The sequence below is a fragment of the Cryobacterium sp. HLT2-28 genome, from assembly GCF_004402495.1.
GTDB lineage: Bacteria > Actinomycetota > Actinomycetes > Actinomycetales > Microbacteriaceae > Cryobacterium > Cryobacterium mannosilyticum.
The window spans coordinates 467,060-486,022 of sequence record NZ_SOFH01000023.1 but is presented as its reverse complement, the minus strand read 5'-3'; the positions used below and the strand labels follow the sequence as shown (position 1 = coordinate 486,022).

Genomic DNA, 18,963 nt, shown 5'->3' with positions numbered 1-18,963 from the left:
CTTTTCGCCTCTTAGCGTAATTCTACGACCCCGCGACGGGGGTCGAGCATCAGGGGTAGGGCGGCTGGGCCGTCAACAGAGATACATTGATGCATTTATGCTGATGTTTCCGCTGATTTCGGCCTCGGAAGATTTTTGAACTTTTTTCTCCAGAGGGGGAATGCGGGGTCCCCCTCCACGCGGGCGCGCCCGCGAGCGGTCCCGCGCGGGCGCCGGCGTCGCGTGGACGGGCGTGGTGCGGATGCCGGATCAGCGGCGGCCGAGGTGCTGCACGGCTGCGACGGCGTCCTGCACGGCGGCCGCGGCCCGGCCGGCTTCGGCGGTGGCCGTGCCCGACGCCAGGGTGAACCGCACGGAGGTGAGCGCCTCCTCCGCCGGGAGCCCCAGCGCGGTGAGTACGTGCGAGGGTTCGTCGCTGCCCGCCGCACAGGCCGAGCCGCTTGAACAGACGATCCCGCGCTGCTCCAGTTCGAGCAGAACGGCTTCACCGCTGGTGCCGGGGAAGACGAAGGATGCGCTGCCGGGCAGGCGCGCGGACGGATGCCCGGTGAGCCGGGCGGCGGACGTGCCGGTCAGCACCGTGGCGATGAAGGCGTCGCGCAGCCGGGTCACCCGCTCCGACGCGGCCACGCGTTCCTGTTCTGCCAGGCGAAGCGCGACCGCCAGGGCGACGGCCCCCGCGACATTCTCGGTTCCACTGCGGCGGCCGCGTTCCTGGCCGCCGCCGTGCACCAGCGGTTCGATCGGAAGCCGGCGGCGCAGGTAGGCCGCCCCGATCCCCTGGGGGGCCCCGAGTTTGTGCCCGGAGAGGCTCAGGGCGTCGACGCCCAGCTCAACGATGGAGAGGGAGAGCCAGCCGGCGGCCTGCACGGCATCGGTGTGGAACGGCACCCCCGCCGCCCGGCTGAGGGCGGTGAGCTCGCGGAGCGGCTGGATGGTGCCGACCTCGTTGTTGGCGTACTGCACGGACACCAGGGTCGTCTCCGGACGGAGCACGCGGCGCAGCTGCTCGGGGTCGACCTGGCCGGAGGAATCCGGGTCGAGCATGGTGATCTCGAAGCCGTGCAGGCGTCGCAGGTAGTCGCAGGACTCGAGCACCGCCTCGTGTTCGACCGGGGACGTGATGATCTGCCGGCCGCGGGGCGACCCGAGCGCGATGCCCTTGACCGCGAGGTTGTCGGCCTCGGTGCCGCCGCTCGTGAAGACCACCTCGGTGGCGCGGCAGCCGAGGACCGCGGCGACCGACGTCCGTGCCGCGAGCAGGGTGGCGGCCGCGGCCTCGCCCACCTGGTGGTGGCTGGACGGGTTGCCGAACCCGCCGGTGAGCTGCGGCCAGAGCGCGTCGAGCACCTCCCGGCGCACGGGGGTGGTGGCGGCGTTGTCGAGGTAGACCATCAGCGGCTCAGCCCTCGAGCACCGCGATGTCGAGGCCGAGGTCGAGTGAGCGCACGCTGTGGGTCAAGGCCCCGACCGAGATGATGTCGACCCCCGACTCGGCGATGGCGCGCACGGTGGCCAGCGAGACCCCGCCGCTGGCCTCGACCAGGGCGCGGCCGGCGGTCAGTCGAACGCCCTCCGCGAGGTGCTCCGGCGTGAAGTTGTCGAGCATGATGGTGTCGACGCCGGCGGCCAGCACGGGCTCGATCTGGTCGATCCGGTCCACCTCCACCTCGAGGTGCGTGGTGTGCGAAATGCGGTCCCGCACCTGGAGCAGCGCCTCGGTGAGCCCGAGGCCGCCGGCGGTGAGCACGGCCAGGTGGTTGTCCTTGGCCATCACGGCGTCGGACAGGCTGAAGCGGTGGTTGTGGCCGCCGCCGCTCCGCACGGCGTGGCGCTCGATCGCGCGCAGGCCGGGGGTGGTCTTCCTGGTGTCCACGATCCGGGCGCGGGTGCCGGCCGTCTCGGCGACATAAAGTGCCGTGAGCGTGGCGATGCCGCTCATCCGTTGCACGAAGTTCAATCCGATCCGCTCCGCCTGGAGGATGCCACGGGCGGGCCCGGACGCCTCCGCGAGCACCTCTCCCGCCTTGAAAGCGGCGCCGTCCGCCACGAACAGGCGCACGTCGATGCGCTGGTCGGTCAGCCGGAACGCCGAGGCGAACACCGGGCCGCCGCTGAAGACGCCGGACTCCCGCGCCACGAGCTGGGCGGTCGCCACGGCGTCGGCGGGGATGAGCACCTCGCTGGTCACATCGCCCCAGGGGGCGTCTTCGTCGAGTGCGGTGCGCACGACGGTGTCGATGGCAGTCAAGGTCAGCATGCGATGGCCTCCTCGGCCTCGGTGTTCGTTTCGGTCGTGTCCTTCGTCGCCCGGCTGAAGGCGACCGTGTGGGCGAGCTCCGGCCGGCTGGCCGGGAAGTCGGAGCGGTAGTGGGCGCCGCGGGATTCCTCCCGGCCGAGTGCCGCCGCCACGGTGATCCGGGCGAGGTCGAAGAGGTTCGCATCTTCGTATGCCTGGATCTGCATATTAGGGCGGGGGTCGGCATCCGGGCCGGTGGCCGGTCGGTTCCAGCCGGCCAGGGTGGCGGCGGCGGCAGCGAGGCCCTCGCCGCTCCGGAGCACGCCCGCGTACTGCCACATGACTCGCTGGATCGCCTCCCGGTCGGCGAACGGCAGCGTCGATCGGCCGCTCAAGGCCGCCGCGGGCCGCGGGTCCGACGTGCCCTGGACGGCGTCGGCTCCAGCGTCCCCGGCGGTGTCCACACCGTCGACAGGGGAGACCCCCAACGCGCGCACGGCCCGGTCGGCGAACACGGCCGCCTCGAGGAGGGAGTTCGAGGCCAGTCGGTTCGCGCCGTGCGCTCCGGTGCGGGCCGTCTCGCCGACCGCGTAGAGGCCGGGCAGGCTCGTTCTGCCCCAGATATCGGTGAGCACGCCGCCCATCCAGTAGTGGGCGGCCGGGGCGACCGGGATCGGCTCGGTGGCCCAGTCCAGGCCGGCCTGGCGGCAGGCCGCGGTGATGGTCGGGAACCGGTGTTCGAGCAGGTCGCGGCCGAGCCCGGTGGCGTCCAGCAGCACGGGAGCCCCGTCCTGCCCGGCCATCTCATGGGCGATGCTTCGGGCGACGACGTCGCGGGGAGCGAGTTCGGCGCCCGGGTGCACGTCGAGCATGAACCGGGTGCCGAGCGCGTTGTGGAGCACCGCGCCCTCGCCCCGCACCGCCTCCGAGACGAGGGGGGTGCCGGGCACCGCGAGGGCGGTCGGGTGGAACTGGTAGAACTCCAGGTCGGCGACTGCCGCGCCGGCCCGCCAGGCCGCTGCCACGCCGTCGCCGGTGGCCAGGGCCGGATTCGTGGTGTGCGGGTAGAGTGAGCCCGCACCGCCGGTGGCGAGGATGACCGAGTCCGCGGTGAGGCTCTGCAGTTCGCCGTCGGGGCCGAGCAGAATCGCGCCGCCCACCCGGCCGCCCGCCACGACGAGGTCGACGAGCATGGTGTGTTCGCGCACGAGCAAGCGGGGCCCGGCGCCGTCGATTCCCGGGGTGAGCGTGCGGGCCCGTTCCGCGCGTTCCCGCACGGTGGCGACCAGGGCGGACTCGATGGCGGCGCCGGTCGCGTCGCCGCCGGCGTGCAGCACGCGCGACCGCGAATGCGCGGCTTCGAGTCCGCGGGTGACCCCGGATTCATCCCGGTCGAAGTCGACGCCGAAGCGGATGAGGTCCCGCACACGGGCGGGACCCTCCGTGCACAGCACCCGGACGGCGGCGGCATCGCAGAGGCCCGCCCCGGCCCGCAGGGTGTCGACCATATGGGATTCCACCGAGTCGTCGGGGAACATCGCCGCGGCGATGCCACCCTGGGCGTACCGGGTGTTGCTGTCCGGCAGGGCCGCCTTGGTCACCAGGGTGACAGTGTGGCCGGCGTCGGTCGCCCGGATGGCGGCGATCAGTCCGGCCAGGCCGCTGCCGATGACGAGGACGTCGGCCATTTCAGGCGTCCTGGCGGGCCGGTGCGGGCGGCCGGGCCGCGAGCATCCGTTCGAGGGCGGTGCGGGCGGGCGCCGCGACGTCGTCCGACACGCGGATCCGGTTGAGCACGACGGGCGGCCGGTCGACGGTGCCGACCAGACCCTCGAGCACCCAGGCCAGGTAGCCGGCGTGGATGCGGTACATCGTCGAGCACGGGCAGATCACCGGGTCGAGGCAGAAGATCGTGTGTTCCGGATGCTGGGCCGCGAGGCGCTGCACCAGGTTGATTTCCGTGCCGATGGCGAACGTCGACCCAGCGGGAGCCGCCTCGATGGCCTTGGTGATGTAGTCGGTGGAGCCGTATTCGTCCGCGGCGTCGACGACCGCCATTGGGCACTCCGGGTGCACGATCACCCGCACGCCGGCGTGCTCCCGGCGGGCGGTGTCGATCTGGTCCACGGTGAAGCGCTTGTGCACGCTGCAGAAACCGTGCCAGAGCACGACCTGAGCGGCGTCGAGTTCGGCCGCCGTGTTGCCGCCCCGCAGTTTGCGCGGGTTCCACATCGGCATCCGGTCGAGCGGCACACCCATGGCTTTGGCCGTGTTGCGGCCGAGGTGCTGGTCGGGAAAGAACAGCACCCGCCGGCCGCGTTCGAACGCCCACTCGAGCACGGTCTCCGCGTTCGACGAGGTGCAGACGATGCCACCGTGCGCGCCGCAGAACGCCTTGAGCGCCGCCGAGGAGTTCATGTAGGTGACCGGGATGACGGGCACCCGGCCGTCGGCATCCGGGGCCGTACCGTACTGCTCCTCGAGCTGTTCCCAGCAGTCGGTGACCGAGTCGATGTCGGCCATGTCCGCCATCGAGCAGCCCGCGGCCAGGTTGGGCAGGATGACGGCCTGGGCCGGGGTGGAGAGCAGGTCGGCGGTCTCGGCCATGAAGTGCACGCCGCAGAAGACGATGGCCTCCGCGTCGGGCCGGCTCTTCGTGGCCTGGGCCAGCTGGAACGAGTCACCGACGAAATCGGCGTGCTGGAGCACCTCGTCCCGCTGGTAGAAATGGCCCAGGACGACCACCCGGTCGCCGAGGGTCTTCTTCGCGGCGCGGATGCGGTCGGCCAGCTCCTCCGGCGACGCCACCCGGTAGGTCTCCGGCAGCGCCCCCTGCCGTGGCGATCCGGTCGGGATCACGTCGCCCATGGACGAGCCCGGACCGTAGCCCGGTGTTCCGGCGTCGAACTCCCACGGCCCGGCGGCGAGCTCGGGGCTGCAGGTGCTGCCCGTGGCGGCTCCGGTGCTGATCAGCTGGATGGCCTGGTCAACGGATGCGATGGTCATACGGTTACTCCTCGATGGTCAGAAAAGCCAAAGCGGCAAATCAGGGGGCCGGGCATCCGGGTCAGCCGATCGACGGACCCAGCGGGCCCAGGTCGACGGCCCGCACGGAATCGTTGTATCGGTAGAGGCGGGGTGGACGGTGCCGGGCGCCGGCCACGCGCTCCCCGGTGTCAACGACGGTGCCGGAGGACTCGACCGTTCGGCGGAAGTTGGCCGGGTCGAGGGCCTTCTGCAGCACGGCCTCGTGCACATCCCGGAGCTGGGCCAGGGTGAAGGTCTCGCCGAGGAAGGCGTGGGCGATCCGGGAGTACTCGACCTTCGTGCGGAGCCGCCACAACGCGTACTCGACGATCCGGTTGTGGTCGAAGGCGAGCTCGGGGAGCCGGTCGGCCGGGAACCACTGCACGTTGTCGCCGTCCACGGCGAGCGCCGCCTCCCCTGACTCGACGAGCGCCCAGTAGACCACGGAAACAACGCGGGTGCCGGGGGAGCGGCCGGGGTCACCGAAGGTGTAGAGCTGCTCCAGGTACTTGGGCGCCAGGCCGGTGGTCTCCCGGAGGGTGCGTGCGGCCGCCGTCGCGAGTTCCTCGTCGGCCGGAAGGCTCCCGCCCGGAAGCGCCCACTGGCCGAGGAACGGCTCCCGGGTGCGGCGCACGAGCGGAAGCCAGAGGGTCTTGAAGTCGGACTCCGTGTCGGAACGAAGCGCGAAGATGACCGTCGAGACGGCGAGTGTCGCCTGTGCTGGTGCGGTCATCTGCGGTATCCACTAAGTAAAGGTCACTGTGACTCTAACTGGTGGCACCATCATATAGTCAGAATGACCCGAACTCACAACTTCGGAATGGCAGGTCAGACTCGATCGGATGCCGCCGCAGGCTCCAACGCCCTCACCCGGCGCGCTCCCTTGCCGGTCAGGCCCCAGATCGTGACCCGGGCCATTGCCTCGATCACGATTCCGCCGCTCATTTTCGAGGAGCCGCGGGTGCGCTCCACGAACGTGATCGGCACTTCGACCACCCGGAGTCCGGCGCGAACGGCGTGAAGCAGCATGTCGATCTGGAAGCAGTAGCCCAGGCTTTCGACGCTCGAGAGCCTCATCCGCTCCAGCGCGTTTGCGGTGTAGACCCGGTAGCCCCCGGTCACATCCCGCTCCTGCAGCCGCAGGAGCAGCCTGGAGTAGATCGAGCCGCCGCGGGAGAGCACCCGACGGTGCCACGGCCAGTTCTTCACCTCGCCGCCGGGGATCCAGCGCGACCCCATCACGACGTCGGCCGAATCGGCTGCGTCGAGCAGGGCGGGGAGCTGCTCAGGGAGGTGCGAGCCGTCGGCGTCGAGCTGCACGAGCCGGTCGTAGCCGCGGGAGAGGGCCCAGGAGAACGCCTCGAGGTAGGCGGCGCCGAGGCCGTCCTTGCTGGTGCGGTGCAGCACGTGCACCGCGGCGTCCGAGGCCGCCAGTCCGTCGGCCAGGGCGCCCGTGCCGTCCGGCGACGAATCGTCGACGACCAGCACGTCGGCATCCGGCACGCTGGCGCGCACGCGGCCGACGATCGGGCCGAGGTTGTCGCGCTCATTGTAGGTCGGGATGATGACCAGAGTCTGTGCCATGAAGCTACCTTGTCAGTTCGATGATGATGGTGCGGTTGACGGTCGTCGACCCGGTGACCGTGAATCCGAGCTGCTGCAGTGTGCGGATATCGTCTCCGGACGTGAATTCCTGGCTGCCCTTGTATTGAAGCACCCACACCGTGTTCGTGCCGGTGAGGCGATCACCGACGGCGGCCAGCGGGGCGGTCTGGTCCCACAGGTGGCCGGTCGAGTCGTAGGAACGGGTGAGGGTCACGTCCCGCATCCCCTGGAACGCCGCGGGGTAGAGGTGCAGGGCGAGGCGGGGCTTGCGGGAAGGCCGCACGCTGTCGTCGAAGACGACGGCGTCGCCGGGCCTCGCACCGGCCTGCACGATGTCCGCTGCCTGGCGCCAGTCGCTGCCGAAGTTCTTCCCGTATTGGCCGCGCTGGGCCTGGTAGACCGGCAGCATGAGCGACACGATCAACAGCAGGACCGACGCCTGCGCCCAGCGCGGCTTGAGCCAGGCGATTCCGATTCCCACCGCGATGGCAGCGGCGGGGGTGCAGATCGACAGGTAGCGCAGGGAGTACATGGGGGTCACGAAGTGTGTGCCGACGAGGAGCACGGCGCTCGGGAAGAGCATCCAGGCCAAGGCGATGGCGAGGGCATGCTTCGTCGCGCGGGTGTCGGCCCGACGGCCGCGGAGCACGAAGACGGTCACGACGGCCGCGCCGACCAGGGCCCAGGCGACGACCGCCAGGGGGGCGTTCCCGAACCACTGTTGCACGGCGGCGTCCAGCACCGCGATCTGCGGGCGGCGGCCGATGAAGGCGATCTGCTCGCGCTGGTGCACACTGGCGAGCATGACCGGCAGGGCAAGCAGCAGGCCGGCGACGCTGGACACCGCCCAGGCTCGGAAGGTCGCCATCCGCCGGGCGTCCCGCGGTGCCAGCAGGAATACTGCGAGCGCGAGCACCGGGATGAGCAGCACAACGTAGAGGAACATATAGATCCCGGCGGCGAGGAGCGCGGAGTAGCCGGCCCAGACCCCGGCGCGGGCGAGGCGGCCGGTCGGCGGGTGGCGCACGATGTGCTCGAGCAACACCACCAGCCAGACCGCGATGGCCGTCGCCATGGCGGTCGAGCGAGCCTCGGCTCCCATGTAGGTGACCCGGGGGAGCACGACGAAGACGAGCGCGGATATCGTCGCCACCGTGGTGCCGGTCAGTCGGCGCGCGAGGAGGTAGGTGCCCGCGGTGGCCACCCCGATGGCGATGGCGCTGGGCAGCCTGGTCGAGAACTCGGTTGCGCCGAAGGCCTGGATCCAGAAGTGCAGGATCAGGTAGTAGGCACCGTGGACCGCGTCCACATTTCCCAGCATCCTGAACAGCGACGAAAGGGACCGCTCCGCCGACATGACGCTCGCCGCCTCATCGCCCCAGTACGACGGCTGCCACGACCCGAAGGCCGACACGAGGATTCCGAGCAGGCCCAGCAGCGCGGCGGGCAGCAGCGGACCGCGCGCGGGCAGCGGCCGGGGCTCTGGCTGAGCCTCGGTGAGCGGGAGCGCGGAGAGGGAAGACACACCAACACGTTATGACACCCGGGTTAACGTTTACCCCGAGGGCCGGACGGCAGCCTGCGAAGGCTCTCAGGTTGCCCGGTCAGTCAGGACGCGCCGGTGCGGCGCGGCAGCCTGACCTCCACGGCAAGCCCGCCGCCGGTGTTCCGGAGCGAGATCCTCCCACCGGCGCGATCGACGATGGCGTGCACGATGGCCAGTCCCAGACCTGACCCGGTGCCGCCACCCGCCCGTGAATGCTCCGGCCGGGAGAACCGGTCGAAGGCCACCGGGATGAATCCGTCCGGCATCCCCGGCCCAGTGTCCAGCACGGTCATCACGGCCTCGGTCCCGGCCCGGTGCAGGGTCACCATGATCTCGCCCCGTCCATGCATGGCACTGATCGAATTGGAGACGAGGTTGTCGACGAGCTGGCCCACGTTTGTCGGAGAGACGGCGTAGCGGCCATCGGCATCCTCGCCGTCGACCTGGTAGTCGACGTCGAGATCCGCGCCGTCGCGCACCACCCGGGCGCGGTCCACCGACGCGGAGATCTCGGCGACGATGCCGTTCCAGGTAGTCTCAGGCGGCGGCTGCTGCCCTTCCAGCTTGGACAGTTCGAGCAGGTTGGTGGCAAGCCGGGCCAGCCGGTCGACGGTGACGGATGCGTCGGCGATGTCCTGCTCGAGGGCCGGCGCGTCTCCGGAATTGAGGCGGGCGAGCTCGAGTTGCGACTTCAGCACGGCCAGGGGGGTGCGGAGCTCGTGGCTGGCATCCGACACCACCTGCTTCTCGCGATCGACGCCGCGCCGGAGACGCCCGATGAAGTCGTTGAGCGTGATCGCGAGCCGGCTGACCTCGTCGTTTCCGGCGGGCACGAGCAAATGGGCCGACGCCCCAGCCGTGCTCAGGCTCTCCGCCTCGGCGCGGAGACGGTTCACCGGCCGCAGCGCGGCGCCGGTCAGCAACCAGGAGGCCAGGCCGAAGCCGACGGTGAGCACGATCGTGCCGATCGTCAGCACCCGGGTCAGCTCGTCGAGCAGCAACGACAGTGCCTCCTCATTGCGAGCGGTGACGATCACCCAGTTGCCGGTGTCGGTGACCGCGATCGTCGAGGCGACCAGGTAGCGGGTGTTGCCGGTGTCGACGGTCTGCGGATGCTCGCCGATCTCCGCCAGGTCATCAAGCCTGTTGTTCAGGCTCCGGGGGAGGGAGGACCTGTGCAGTTCCCCGCCGGGATCGATCACGGCGATGAGCTGGCCCTCCGTCGGCGCGTCGATCGGCTCGGTCGGGTTGCGGACCAGGTCGGCCACGAGAGGCGCCGCGTCGTTGCGCAGGAGCGTCTCCGTCGTGTCGATCAGGATCGACTGCACCTCGAGGCGGAAGAAGAACGCGGCGGAGCTGAACAGCACCGCGGCGACGAGCACGCTGCCGATGCTGATGCGGCCCCTGATCGACAGGCCGGGCAGTTTCATGTCGAGGCGTCCGTCACGGGGTCAACTCGACCGCATAGCCGGCGCCACGCACGGTGACGATGCGGATGCCCGCGGCGTCGGAGTCGATCTTGCGCCGCAGGTAGCTGATGTACTGGTCGACGATGTTCGGATCGATGTGCTCCGTGCCGTTCCAGATCTCCTCGAGGATCGTCGTCCGGTCGACCGTCTCACCCGCGTGGCTGCAAAGCAGGCGAAGCAGGGCGACCTCCTTGGGGCTCAGCGAGACGATGCGGCCGGCCACGGTCACCTTGAGGTCGCGGGAGTCGATGGCCAGGCGGCCGAGCTCGAGGCTCGCCGGGGTTCCCATCGAATGCCGGCGCAGCATGGCGCGAACCCGTGCGGTGAGCTCGGCGAAGGCGAACGGTTTGGTCAGGTAGTCGTCGGCGCCGCTGTCCAGGCCGAACACCCGATCCTCCACGGTGTCCCTGGCCGTGATCAGCAGCACGGGCATCGTGTTGCCCGAGTCTCGGATGCGCCGGCAGATCTCGAAACCGCTCATCCCCGGCAGCATCACGTCGATCGCGGCGAGGGCGAAATCGTCGATATTGATCGCGATCAGCGCGTCCATACCGTTGCCGGCCCGGACGATCTCGTAGCCCTCGGCGTGCAGGCCGCGCTGGATGAGCTCGCCCATCTGGTCATCGTCTTCCACGACCAAGATCTTCATCGGGTGCCTTTCGGTTGCCGGAACCGCGTCACCTCATGCTGGCACGTCATCGTCCCCGTGCGCGGCGGCGCGGTGCGCCAGGGGAGAATCCGTGCCGGAATCGCAGCCGCTTGCCAGCCTGGTCGACGTTCGAGCGGCAGCTAGGCTGGCGCCATGATCGATTCCGCCGCTGCCGCCGATCCCGCTGCCGACAACCCCGCTGCCGCCGATCCCACCGCCGCGATCGGTGTTGCCGTCGCCCAGTTCAGGCCGGGCGCCGACCTGGCGGGCAACATCGCGGCCATGCGCGCGCTGGCTGCGACCGCGGCCGCCCGCGGCGCCCGCCTGCTGGTGTTCCCCGAGTACTCGTCCTTCTTCGAGCCCGTGCTGGGCCGCTCGTTCGTCGCGGCGGCGGAGCCGCTGGACGGCGTCTTCGTGACCGCGCTCGCCGCGCTCGCCGGCGAGTTCGGGATGCATGTCGTCGCCGGCATGCTCGAGGTCACTGCCGACCCGGATCGGTTCTCGAACACGCTCGTGGCGGTCGATCCGTCGGGGAAGCTGGTCGCGGCGTATCGCAAGCTGCACCTCTACGACGCGTTCGGGGACCGGGAGTCGGACTGGGTGCTGCCCGGCACGGTTGCGGCGCCGGAGACGTTCCGGGTCGAAGGGCTGACGGTCGGGATGCAGACCTGCTACGACATCCGTTTCCCGGAGGTGACCCGCCGGCTCGTCGACGCCGGAGCCGATCTCGTCCTGGTGCCGTCCGAGTGGGTGCGCGGTCCGTTGAAGGAACAGCACTGGCGCACCCTGGTCACGGCGCGCGCCCTGGAGAACACCGTCTACGTCGCGGCCGCCGACCACGCCCCGCCCATCGGCGTCGGCAACAGCATGGTGGTCGACCCGATGGGGGTCGAGCTGGTCACCATCGGCGAGACGACGGATGTCGCGGTCGCCTGGGTCTCGAAGGCCAGGCTCGAGGCCGTGCGAGCCGTGAACCCGGCGCTGGCGCTCCGGCGGTTCACGGTGCAGCCCCGCTGAGAGGCCTGCTCCGCTGGCGGGATCAGCTCTCTGTGGCGATCGTTTCCTGCGAGGTGGGGGCGGCGCGCACGGTGAACTTCTGATCCGGCCGATGACTTCGTTCCGGATGGCCGGGGATGTCGGGCTCGGCCATCGCCCGCTCCTCGCCCGTGGCCACGAGGCCCTGCGAACTGTTCGCCGAGCGCGTGAGCTGGGCCAGCCAGAGCGGATTGATCGTGGGTGGCTGGCCGCCGGAGAACTTGAAATAGAGCGGGATCGCCGGGTGCAGCCAGGCGGAACTGCGGCCGTCCCCGGCCTCGGCCGCGTTGCGCCACGACAGCAGGAAGCTCTCGCCGCGGCGCAGTTTCTGCACGATCACGATCTGCAGGTGCGCCAGGATCCGATCGTCGAATTCGACGGTGACCCGGTCGTACGTCAAGGAACCCATGGGTTGCCGCTTTCATTCGGTTGAAAAAAGCGCTCGTGAGCCTGCGATTCGGTGTGACCTTGTCTCAGGAACCAGTCGTCACCTCAGTGTGGTCGCATTGACGGTGGTTCACAAGCGAATCTGCGGCGGGGTTGCGGCTGCGCCGAGCAACCGCAGGGTCTCGCCCGGACTCTCGACGTGGCCGAAGTGCCCGGTGCCCGGCAGGGTGTGCGGAGTGAAGTCCCGGATGACCCGGCGCAGCCTGGCCGTGTCGGCCTCGGCGACGAACACGTCGGAACCTCCCCGGGTGGCCCGGACCGGGCACCGGATCCGCGACCAGGCGGCATCCGCGTCGTAGCGGCCGGCGAGGGCGGATGCGGCGGCGAAGCGGCCGGGACGCACCTCGGTCGCAAGCGCGGAGATCACGCTGGGGTGCACCGCGGAGACCCGGGCGAAGAGGGGCGCGGTCAGGGGGCGGAGCACGCCCAGCCGGTCGAGTGAGCGCACCAGGGACGTGCCGGCGCGCCCGAACCCGGCGAGCACGCGCATCACCCCGAGCAGTGCGGTGTAGGCAGGGAGGATGCCGAAGCGGGACACCGGGTGCCGCACGCTGTCGATCACGGCGTAGGTCGTCGCCGAGACGAGGCCGACGGATGCCGTCTCCGCGACGAAGGACGCCGCGAGTTCCAGGGCGATGAAACCGCCCATGGAGTGGCCGAGCACCTGCCAGCGACGATAGCCGAGCGCCTCGGCGATTTCGGCGACGAGCGCGGCCGTCGCCTCGATGTCGGGCGCCCCGGCATCCGCCTGCCCGGCATCGGTATGCGGGGTGCTGTCCCCCCAGCCGGGCAGGTCGGGGATGATCAGGTCGGTGAATCCCGGGCCGACGGCGGAGCGGGCCGACTGCAGCAGCGGTGTCCAGGTCGTCCAGGAACCGGCGGCGCCGTGGAGCAGGATCGTCGCGGTGTCGCCGCCGGTGCGGCGGCCGTGCCGCACCACGATCGTTCCGCCGCGCAACCGCATGGTGCTGGTGGTCAGGCCGAACCGGCGGGGGTCGGAGGAGAGCGGGAACGGGCAGTAATCCTCGGTCGCCGGTGGCGGCACGGGCTGCACGGGTTGGGTGGCAACGGGCCGCGCCGGTCGCGTCAGCAGGATGGTCATGTTCCTGGTTCGTTGCCGACGATCGCGCGGATTGCTCGTTTCGGTGGAATAGACCAGGCTCCGCACCCGTTGCCGACAAGGGGCACCCGCCTTCCGATTCGGCGGCGGCGTCAGGCCGCCCGGTGGTGCCCGTCCGACAGAAAGAGCAACAGTGAATCTTTTCTCGCCCGTCACCCTTGGTGACCTCGAACTTCCCAACCGTCTCGTGATGGCACCCCTGACCCGGGTACGTTCCGGCGTGGAGGGCGTGCCGGGGCCGCTCGTCGTCGAGCATTACCGGCAGCGCGCCACCCTGGGCCTGATCGTCACGGAGGGCACCTACCCCAGCCACGTCGGTCAGGGCTTCCCCGGCCAGCCAGGTCTGGTCACCCCCGAGCAGATCGAGGGCTGGACCAACGTCGCCACCGCCGTGCACGCCGCCGGGGGACGCCTCGTCGCCCAGGTCATGCACGCCGGCCGGGTCACCCACGCCGCCACGAACGGCGGACGGGACGTCGTCGCGCCGAGCGCGATCGCTATCGCCGGGGAGACCCACTCCTACGACGGAAAGCACCCCTACCCGGTGCCGCGCGCGCTGCGCGAAGACGAGCTGCCGGGCGTGATCGCCGAGTTCGTGCAGGCGTCGAAGAACGCGATCGCCGCCGGCCTCGACGGGGTCGAGATCCACAGCGCCAACGGCTACCTGCTGCACGAGTTCCTCTCGCCGGCCTCGAACCAGCGCACGGATGCCTTCGGCGGCTCGCCGGAGAACCGCGCGCGTTTCGTCATCGACGTGGTCACGGCCGTGGCCGAGGCCATCGGCGCCGAGCGGGTCGGCATCCGTGTCTCACCGGAGCACAACATCCAGGACGCGCTCGAGCCGGATGCGGCCGACGTCGCCGCCACCTACGGCGCCCTGGCCGACGCCCTCGCGCCGCTCGGCCTGGCCTACCTGAGCATCCTGCACAAGGACCCGGCCGGCGAACTGGTTCAGGGCCTCCGCGCCCGCTTCGGCGGACCGGTGATGGTCAACAGCGGCTTCGGCGGCATCACGACCCGCTCCGAGGCGATGTCGATCATCGCCGACGACGTGGCCGACGCTGTCGTCGTCGGACGGGCCGCGATCGCGAACCCCGACCTGGTGCGCCGCTGGCTGAACGACCTGCCGCAGAACGCTCCGGACCCGCTCACCTTCTACGGCGCCGGCGCCGAGGGCTACACCGACTACCCGGCCCTCCAGCACTGACCGTCCCTCCCGCGCATAACTCCTGCAATGCCGGCCGGGCTTCCGGATCGCCCCCGTGAACACGGGGCGACGGATGCCGCGGCCCGCGATCTGCAGGAGTTACGCGCGGGCGGTGAGCCCGGCCAGTTGCTCCGAGGCACGCTCCAGCACGTCGACCCGCTTGCAGTACGCGAAGCGCACCAGTGACGCGTACTCCGGGCGGTGCTCCGGCGAGCAGAACGCGGCGATCGGAACCGCGACCACGCCGGCGAGGCCGGGCAGGGCCCGGCAGAACTCGGCGCCGTCCGGATAGCCCAGCGGGGCGGCATCCGCCACGATGAAGTACGAGCCCTGCGGGCGGCTGACGGTGAACCCGGCCGCGGTGAGCCCCCGTTCGAGGACGTCCCTCTTGACGCGCAGGTCGGCGGCGATCCCCGTGTAGAAGCTGTCGGGCAGGTCGAGGCCGACGGCGATGGCCGGCTGGAACGGCGCCCCGTTGACGTAGGTGAGGAACTGCTTCACGGCCAGGATGGCGGTGACCAACGGCGCGGGCGCGGTCAGCCAGCCGATCTTCCAGCCGGTGGTGTTGAAGGTCTTGCCGCCGGAGGAGATGGTGACCGTGCGCCCGCCGGCCCCCGGAAGCGTCGCGATCGGAGTGTGCGCCACGCCGAAGGTGAGGTGTTCGTAGACCTCGTCGGTGACGATCACGGCGTCGTGCCGCTCGGCGAGCTCCACGATCAGGGCGAGCGTGTCGGCCGGGAAGACCGCGCCGGTGGGATTGTGCGGGTTGTTGACGATGATCAGCCGGGTGCGGTCGGTGACCGCCGCACGCAGCTCGTCCGGATCAGGCTGGAAATCGGGGGCTCGCAACCGCACCGTGCGGTGCACGCCGCCGCCGAGCGCGATCAGCGCGCCGTAGGCGTCGTAGAACGGCTCGAACGTGACGACCTCGTCGCCGGGTTCGAGCAGCGCCAGGATCGTCGCGGCCAGTGCCTCGGTGGCGCCGGCGGTGACCAGGACCTCGGTTTCGGGGTTCGCCGCCAGCCCGTAGAACCGGTGCTGGTGACGGGCGATGGCATCGCGCAGCACGGGAAGGCCCCGCCCGGGCGGGTACTGGTTGACGCCGTCGCTGATCGCCTGACGCGCGGCTTCGAGCACCTCCGGCGGGCCGTCCTCGTCGGGGAACCCCTGGCCGAGGTTGATCGCGCCCGTGCGGGCGGCGAGGGCGCTCATCTCCGCGAAGATGCTGGCCGCGACCGTGCCGTCTGCGGCGAGGAGGCCGGCTCCGTGTGCGGTGAGCCGCCAGGCGCCGGGGATCGTCATCGTTTCGCCTGCATGCCTCCAAGCTACGACATCGGCCCGCGCGCCCGGCAACCGGCTGTGGAGAGTTCGAGCGGCATTCCCGAAACTGCTCTACGTTGGCCGCATGCGGTTCGTCAGTCGTCGCCGATCGGTCATGGGTGCCATGGCGTTGCTCGGCACGCTCGCACTCGCCGGCTGCGCGCCGCCGGCCCCGCAGGCGCCGTCTCCCACGGCCACGGATGCCCCGGTCTTCGCCTCAGACGCCGAGGCTCTGGCGGCGGCCACCGAGGCGTATGCCGCCTACCTGGCCTTGAGTGACCAAATATCGCGGGAAGGCGGGGCGGACTCGAATCGTATGGCCGCGTTGGTATCCAAAGACGTTCTTGATGAAGAGCTGAGTGGATTCGACCAATTCCGGTCCGCCGGTGCGCACAGCGTTGGGGAGACAACGTTTTCAGTCGCGAAGCTTCAATCCGCGGAGTACACCACATCGCGGCGCACAATCATTTCTCTGTACATCTGTGAAGACGTGTCTGGTGTCGATGTTCTTGATGCAACTGGCGCGTCCTTGGTCTCGGCTGAGCGGAATCCGATCACGCCTTTCGAAGTGCGCTTCGAGATGAGTCAGCGTTCTTCCCTTGTACTTGCCGAGCGCTCGGCGTGGGCTGGAGAGACGTTTTGTTGAACCGAAGACTCCCGATTGTTTGTCTCATTGCCTCTGGTCTAGTGCTTTTCGGTCTGGGCGTTTCACCTAGTTTCGCGGCCACGGGCTGTGGAAAGTTCGAACAATCTACAGGCGGCTGTCCCAATGTCTCCGGGGCAGTGAACGGCGGCGGGGTGGACCTGTCGGCTGGATTCGACGCAGGGTCGGGCGGGGGAGGCCAGGCTGGCAGTGAGGCCGGCGGTGGCGCAGGGGGCGACCCGGCCGGCGGCGGCGGAGGCCAGCAGTCCGCCGCGACGGTGCCCGGCCCGGGAACGATCGTGCGGGACGGGTTCACCATCAAGTGCGTCGCCGGCACGCCCTGCGACCCGAACCTGATCGTCAGTGTCAGCGACCTCGTCAGCTTCCGCGCGGCGGCGCCGACGCAGGAGATGGAGCCGCACGGCTGGAGCGTGGTCGGTCTGCCGACCAACTTCATCGCCACTGCCGCCGTGCACACCCGCTCGGGCACGCTGCTGGGGTTTCCGGCCGAAGTGCGGTTCACCCCGGTCGGTTTCCGCTGGGACTTCGGAGCCGGCCAGGGCCTGGACTCGGCCGGAGGCGGAGCATCCTGGGCCGCCCTGGGCCTTCCGGAATTCTCCGACACGCCCACAAGCCACATCTTCACGGAATCCGGCAGCCGCTCGATCACTCTCAGCGTCGTCTACTCGGCCGAGTACCGGTTCGCCGGTCGCGACTGGCGCGCTGTGCGCGGCACTCTGGCGGTCCCGGCGACCCCGTTCAGCGTGGTCGTCGCCCAGGCGCGCACGGTGCTTGTCAACCGGGAGTGCACCGCCGGCACGTCCGGCCCCGGCTGCTAGAGGTGCGGAGAGGCGAGCTCTGCAAGCAAGGTCACGGCTTGATCATTGAATGCTCCCAGCCTGCGCAAACCATTCACTCAGGTTCGGGCGCAAAGCTGGCATCGCTTGGAAGGAGCACACCATGACCGACAACACGCAGGACTCCGGCATCAACCCTGACCATCGCGACGACGCAGTTCCGTTCGAAGTCAATGCCGCCGGGGAAGCCATCGCTCCCACCGAAAACGCTGAGACCGTTCCGACTCCCGAGTCGGCGGCACCGGTGCAGGCTCAGCCAGAGCAGGCCCAGGCCCAGCCAGAGCAGGCCCAGTCCCAGGCGCCGTCCGAGCAGGCACAGGCTCAGCCAGAGCAGGCCCAGGCCCAGCCGGAGCAGGCCCAGCCGGAGCCGGCCCAGCCCCAGCCCCATCAGGCGCAGCCGACAGTCGCCTACGCCACAGACGCGTTCGGCCGTCCGCTGCCGGCGGACAGCACCGCCCCCAACTACTACGCCCCGAACATCGCACCACCGGCCTACGCCACCGCGAACGGGCTGCCGCCGCACACCCCGGGCTCCGGTCCGGTCCGGGACCCCGCCAAGCGACGGGCAAGCATCGCCCTGATCGCTGCGCTGGCCATCGGCGCCCTCGTCGGCGGCGCATCCGGCGCGGGTGTGACGGCGTTCGTGCTCAGCAACCAGAGCAACGGCGTCCCCGTCAACCAGGCGCAGGGCCCGAGCAACGTCGTCGTCAACAACACCGACAGCGTCAACCAGATCACCGCCGTGGCGGCGAAGGCATCGCCCAGCGTGGTCACCATCGAGGCCAGCAGCGGGAACTCCGGCGGCACCGGCTCCGGTGTCGTGCTCACCGACGATGGATACGTGCTCACCAACACCCACGTCGTCACCCTCGACGGCGCGGCCGCCGACGTGACCCTCCAGGTCAAAGGCAACGACGGCAAGCTCTACGCCGCCACCATTGTGGGCACCGACCCGATCTCCGACCTCGCCGTGATCAAGCTCACCGATGCCAGGGGGCTCACGCCGATCGACTTCGCCGACTCCGGCAAGCTCAACGTCGGTGACACCGCCATCGCCATCGGCGCCCCGCTTGGCCTGGCCGGCACCGTCACCGATGGCATCGTCAGCGCGCTCAACCGCAGCATTTCGATTGCCTCCTCTGCCGCCCCCACGACGCCGGACACGACTGCGCCCGATGGCCAGAGTCCCTTCTTCTTCGACCTGCCGAACAAGGACGGCAGCAAGTCCCAGCAGGGAACCTCGAACTCGGGCAGCATCTCCCTGTCGGTCATCCAGACGGATGCCGCGATCAATCCCGGCAACTCCGGCGGTGCGCTGCTCAACGCCAAGGGCGAGCTGATCGGCATCAACGTGGCCATCGCCAACGCCGGCGGCTCCTCCACTTCGGCGTCCGGCAACATCGGCGTCGGCTTCTCGATTCCGTCGAACCTGGCCAAGCGGGTCTCGGATGAACTGATCGCCAACGGCAAGGCCACCCACGGCCTGCTCGGTGCGAGCGTGACCAGCGCCGCCAGCAACCCGAAGAGCAGCACGGTCGGCGCCCTGATCAGCGAGGTCTCCTCCGGCGGTGCCGCGGAGAAGGCCGGTCTGAAGAAGGGTGACGTGATCACCAACTTCAACGGCGTTCCGATCACCGACGCCAACGATCTGACCGCCCAGGTCCGCGTGCTCGCGGCCGGTGACAAGGCCGAACTGAGCTACGTGCGCGACGGCAAGTCCATCACCGTGTCCGTCACGGTCGGGCAGCTCGCCAGCTAGCAGACCGCTCCTTCCTTCCCGCTGCGCCGCCGGTTCCATG

17 protein-coding genes are annotated in these 18,963 nt (G+C 70.1%); 5 read left to right on the top strand and 12 right to left on the bottom strand.

Annotated features, from left to right (window positions below; all coding sequences use genetic code 11):
* Positions 1-249: 249 nt before the first annotated feature.
* The 9 genes from E3O48_RS13810 to E3O48_RS13770 form a co-directional block, all read right to left on the bottom strand.
* The gene (locus tag E3O48_RS13810) at positions 250-1,395 is read right to left on the bottom strand and encodes a cysteine desulfurase family protein (RefSeq protein WP_134539572.1); all 1,146 of its coding nucleotides are present in this window, start codon (positions 1,393-1,395) and stop codon (positions 250-252) included.
* A 7-nt stretch (positions 1,396-1,402) separates the two neighbouring features.
* Entirely contained in the window at positions 1,403-2,260 is an 858-nt protein-coding gene (gene nadC / locus E3O48_RS13805; protein ID WP_134539570.1) for a carboxylating nicotinate-nucleotide diphosphorylase, read from the bottom strand.
* On the bottom strand, positions 2,254-3,927 hold the full coding sequence (nadB, locus tag E3O48_RS13800) for an L-aspartate oxidase (RefSeq protein ID WP_134539568.1): 1,674 nt from the start codon (positions 3,925-3,927) through the stop codon (positions 2,254-2,256). Before nadB ends, nadC begins: the two co-directional genes overlap by 7 nt.
* Position 3,928: 1 nt before the next feature.
* Positions 3,929-5,245 carry a quinolinate synthase NadA gene (gene nadA, locus E3O48_RS13795; protein ID WP_134539566.1) on the bottom strand — a complete coding sequence of 439 codons (1,317 nt, stop codon included), beginning with the start codon at positions 5,243-5,245 and terminating at the stop codon, positions 3,929-3,931.
* A 61-nt stretch (positions 5,246-5,306) separates the two neighbouring features.
* A complete protein-coding gene (locus E3O48_RS13790) occupies positions 5,307-5,999 on the bottom strand; it encodes an NUDIX domain-containing protein (protein ID WP_134509756.1) in 693 nt (230 codons plus the stop codon).
* A 95-nt stretch (positions 6,000-6,094) separates the two neighbouring features.
* Positions 6,095-6,850 (bottom strand): polyprenol monophosphomannose synthase, encoded by a 756-nt coding sequence (locus tag E3O48_RS13785; RefSeq protein ID WP_134509754.1) that lies wholly within the window; start codon positions 6,848-6,850, stop codon positions 6,095-6,097.
* Positions 6,851-6,854: 4 nt separating this feature from the next.
* Entirely contained in the window at positions 6,855-8,396 is a 1,542-nt protein-coding gene (locus tag E3O48_RS13780; protein WP_134509752.1) for a glycosyltransferase family 39 protein, read from the bottom strand.
* 83 nt (positions 8,397-8,479) lie between these two features.
* Complete coding sequence (locus tag E3O48_RS13775; RefSeq protein ID WP_134509750.1) at positions 8,480-9,847, bottom strand: HAMP domain-containing sensor histidine kinase; 1,368 nt, start codon at positions 9,845-9,847, stop codon at positions 8,480-8,482.
* A 13-nt stretch (positions 9,848-9,860) separates the two neighbouring features.
* A complete protein-coding gene (locus E3O48_RS13770) occupies positions 9,861-10,535 on the bottom strand; it encodes a response regulator transcription factor (RefSeq protein ID WP_134539564.1) in 675 nt (224 codons plus the stop codon).
* A 153-nt stretch (positions 10,536-10,688) separates the two neighbouring features.
* Between E3O48_RS13770 and E3O48_RS13765 the strand changes: the two genes are divergently transcribed.
* On the top strand, positions 10,689-11,552 hold the full coding sequence (locus tag E3O48_RS13765; RefSeq protein WP_134539562.1) for a carbon-nitrogen hydrolase family protein: 864 nt from the start codon (positions 10,689-10,691) through the stop codon (positions 11,550-11,552).
* Positions 11,553-11,574: 22 nt separating this feature from the next.
* Here the strand turns inward: E3O48_RS13765 and E3O48_RS13760 are convergent, their stop codons facing one another.
* On the bottom strand, positions 11,575-11,979 hold the full coding sequence (locus E3O48_RS13760) for an ATP-dependent DNA ligase (RefSeq protein ID WP_241982537.1): 405 nt from the start codon (positions 11,977-11,979) through the stop codon (positions 11,575-11,577).
* 108 nt (positions 11,980-12,087) lie between these two features.
* Positions 12,088-13,119, bottom strand: a complete 1,032-nt coding sequence (locus tag E3O48_RS13755) for an alpha/beta fold hydrolase (protein WP_134539560.1) — start codon at positions 13,117-13,119, stop codon at positions 12,088-12,090.
* A gap of 151 nt (positions 13,120-13,270) precedes the next feature.
* Between E3O48_RS13755 and E3O48_RS13750 the strand changes: the two genes are divergently transcribed.
* Positions 13,271-14,344, top strand: a complete 1,074-nt coding sequence (locus tag E3O48_RS13750) for an alkene reductase (protein WP_134509742.1) — start codon at positions 13,271-13,273, stop codon at positions 14,342-14,344.
* 99 nt (positions 14,345-14,443) lie between these two features.
* On the opposite strand, the gene E3O48_RS13745 is transcribed toward E3O48_RS13750, so the two are convergent.
* Positions 14,444-15,646 carry an aminotransferase class I/II-fold pyridoxal phosphate-dependent enzyme gene (locus tag E3O48_RS13745; protein WP_134539558.1) on the bottom strand — a complete coding sequence of 401 codons (1,203 nt, stop codon included), beginning with the start codon at positions 15,644-15,646 and terminating at the stop codon, positions 14,444-14,446.
* A 103-nt stretch (positions 15,647-15,749) separates the two neighbouring features.
* Here E3O48_RS13745 and E3O48_RS13740 point away from each other — a divergent pair, with 103 nt between their 5' ends.
* The 3 genes from E3O48_RS13740 (at position 15,750) to E3O48_RS13730 (ending at position 18,923) form a co-directional block, all read left to right on the top strand.
* Positions 15,750-16,310, top strand: a complete 561-nt coding sequence (locus E3O48_RS13740) for a hypothetical protein (protein ID WP_134539556.1) — start codon at positions 15,750-15,752, stop codon at positions 16,308-16,310.
* A gap of 152 nt (positions 16,311-16,462) precedes the next feature.
* A complete protein-coding gene (locus E3O48_RS13735; protein ID WP_134539554.1) occupies positions 16,463-17,146 on the top strand; it encodes a hypothetical protein in 684 nt (227 codons plus the stop codon).
* A 121-nt stretch (positions 17,147-17,267) separates the two neighbouring features.
* Positions 17,268-18,923 carry a S1C family serine protease gene (locus E3O48_RS13730; protein WP_134539552.1) on the top strand — a complete coding sequence of 552 codons (1,656 nt, stop codon included), beginning with the start codon at positions 17,268-17,270 and terminating at the stop codon, positions 18,921-18,923.
* The last annotated feature ends 40 nt before the right edge of the window (positions 18,924-18,963 follow it).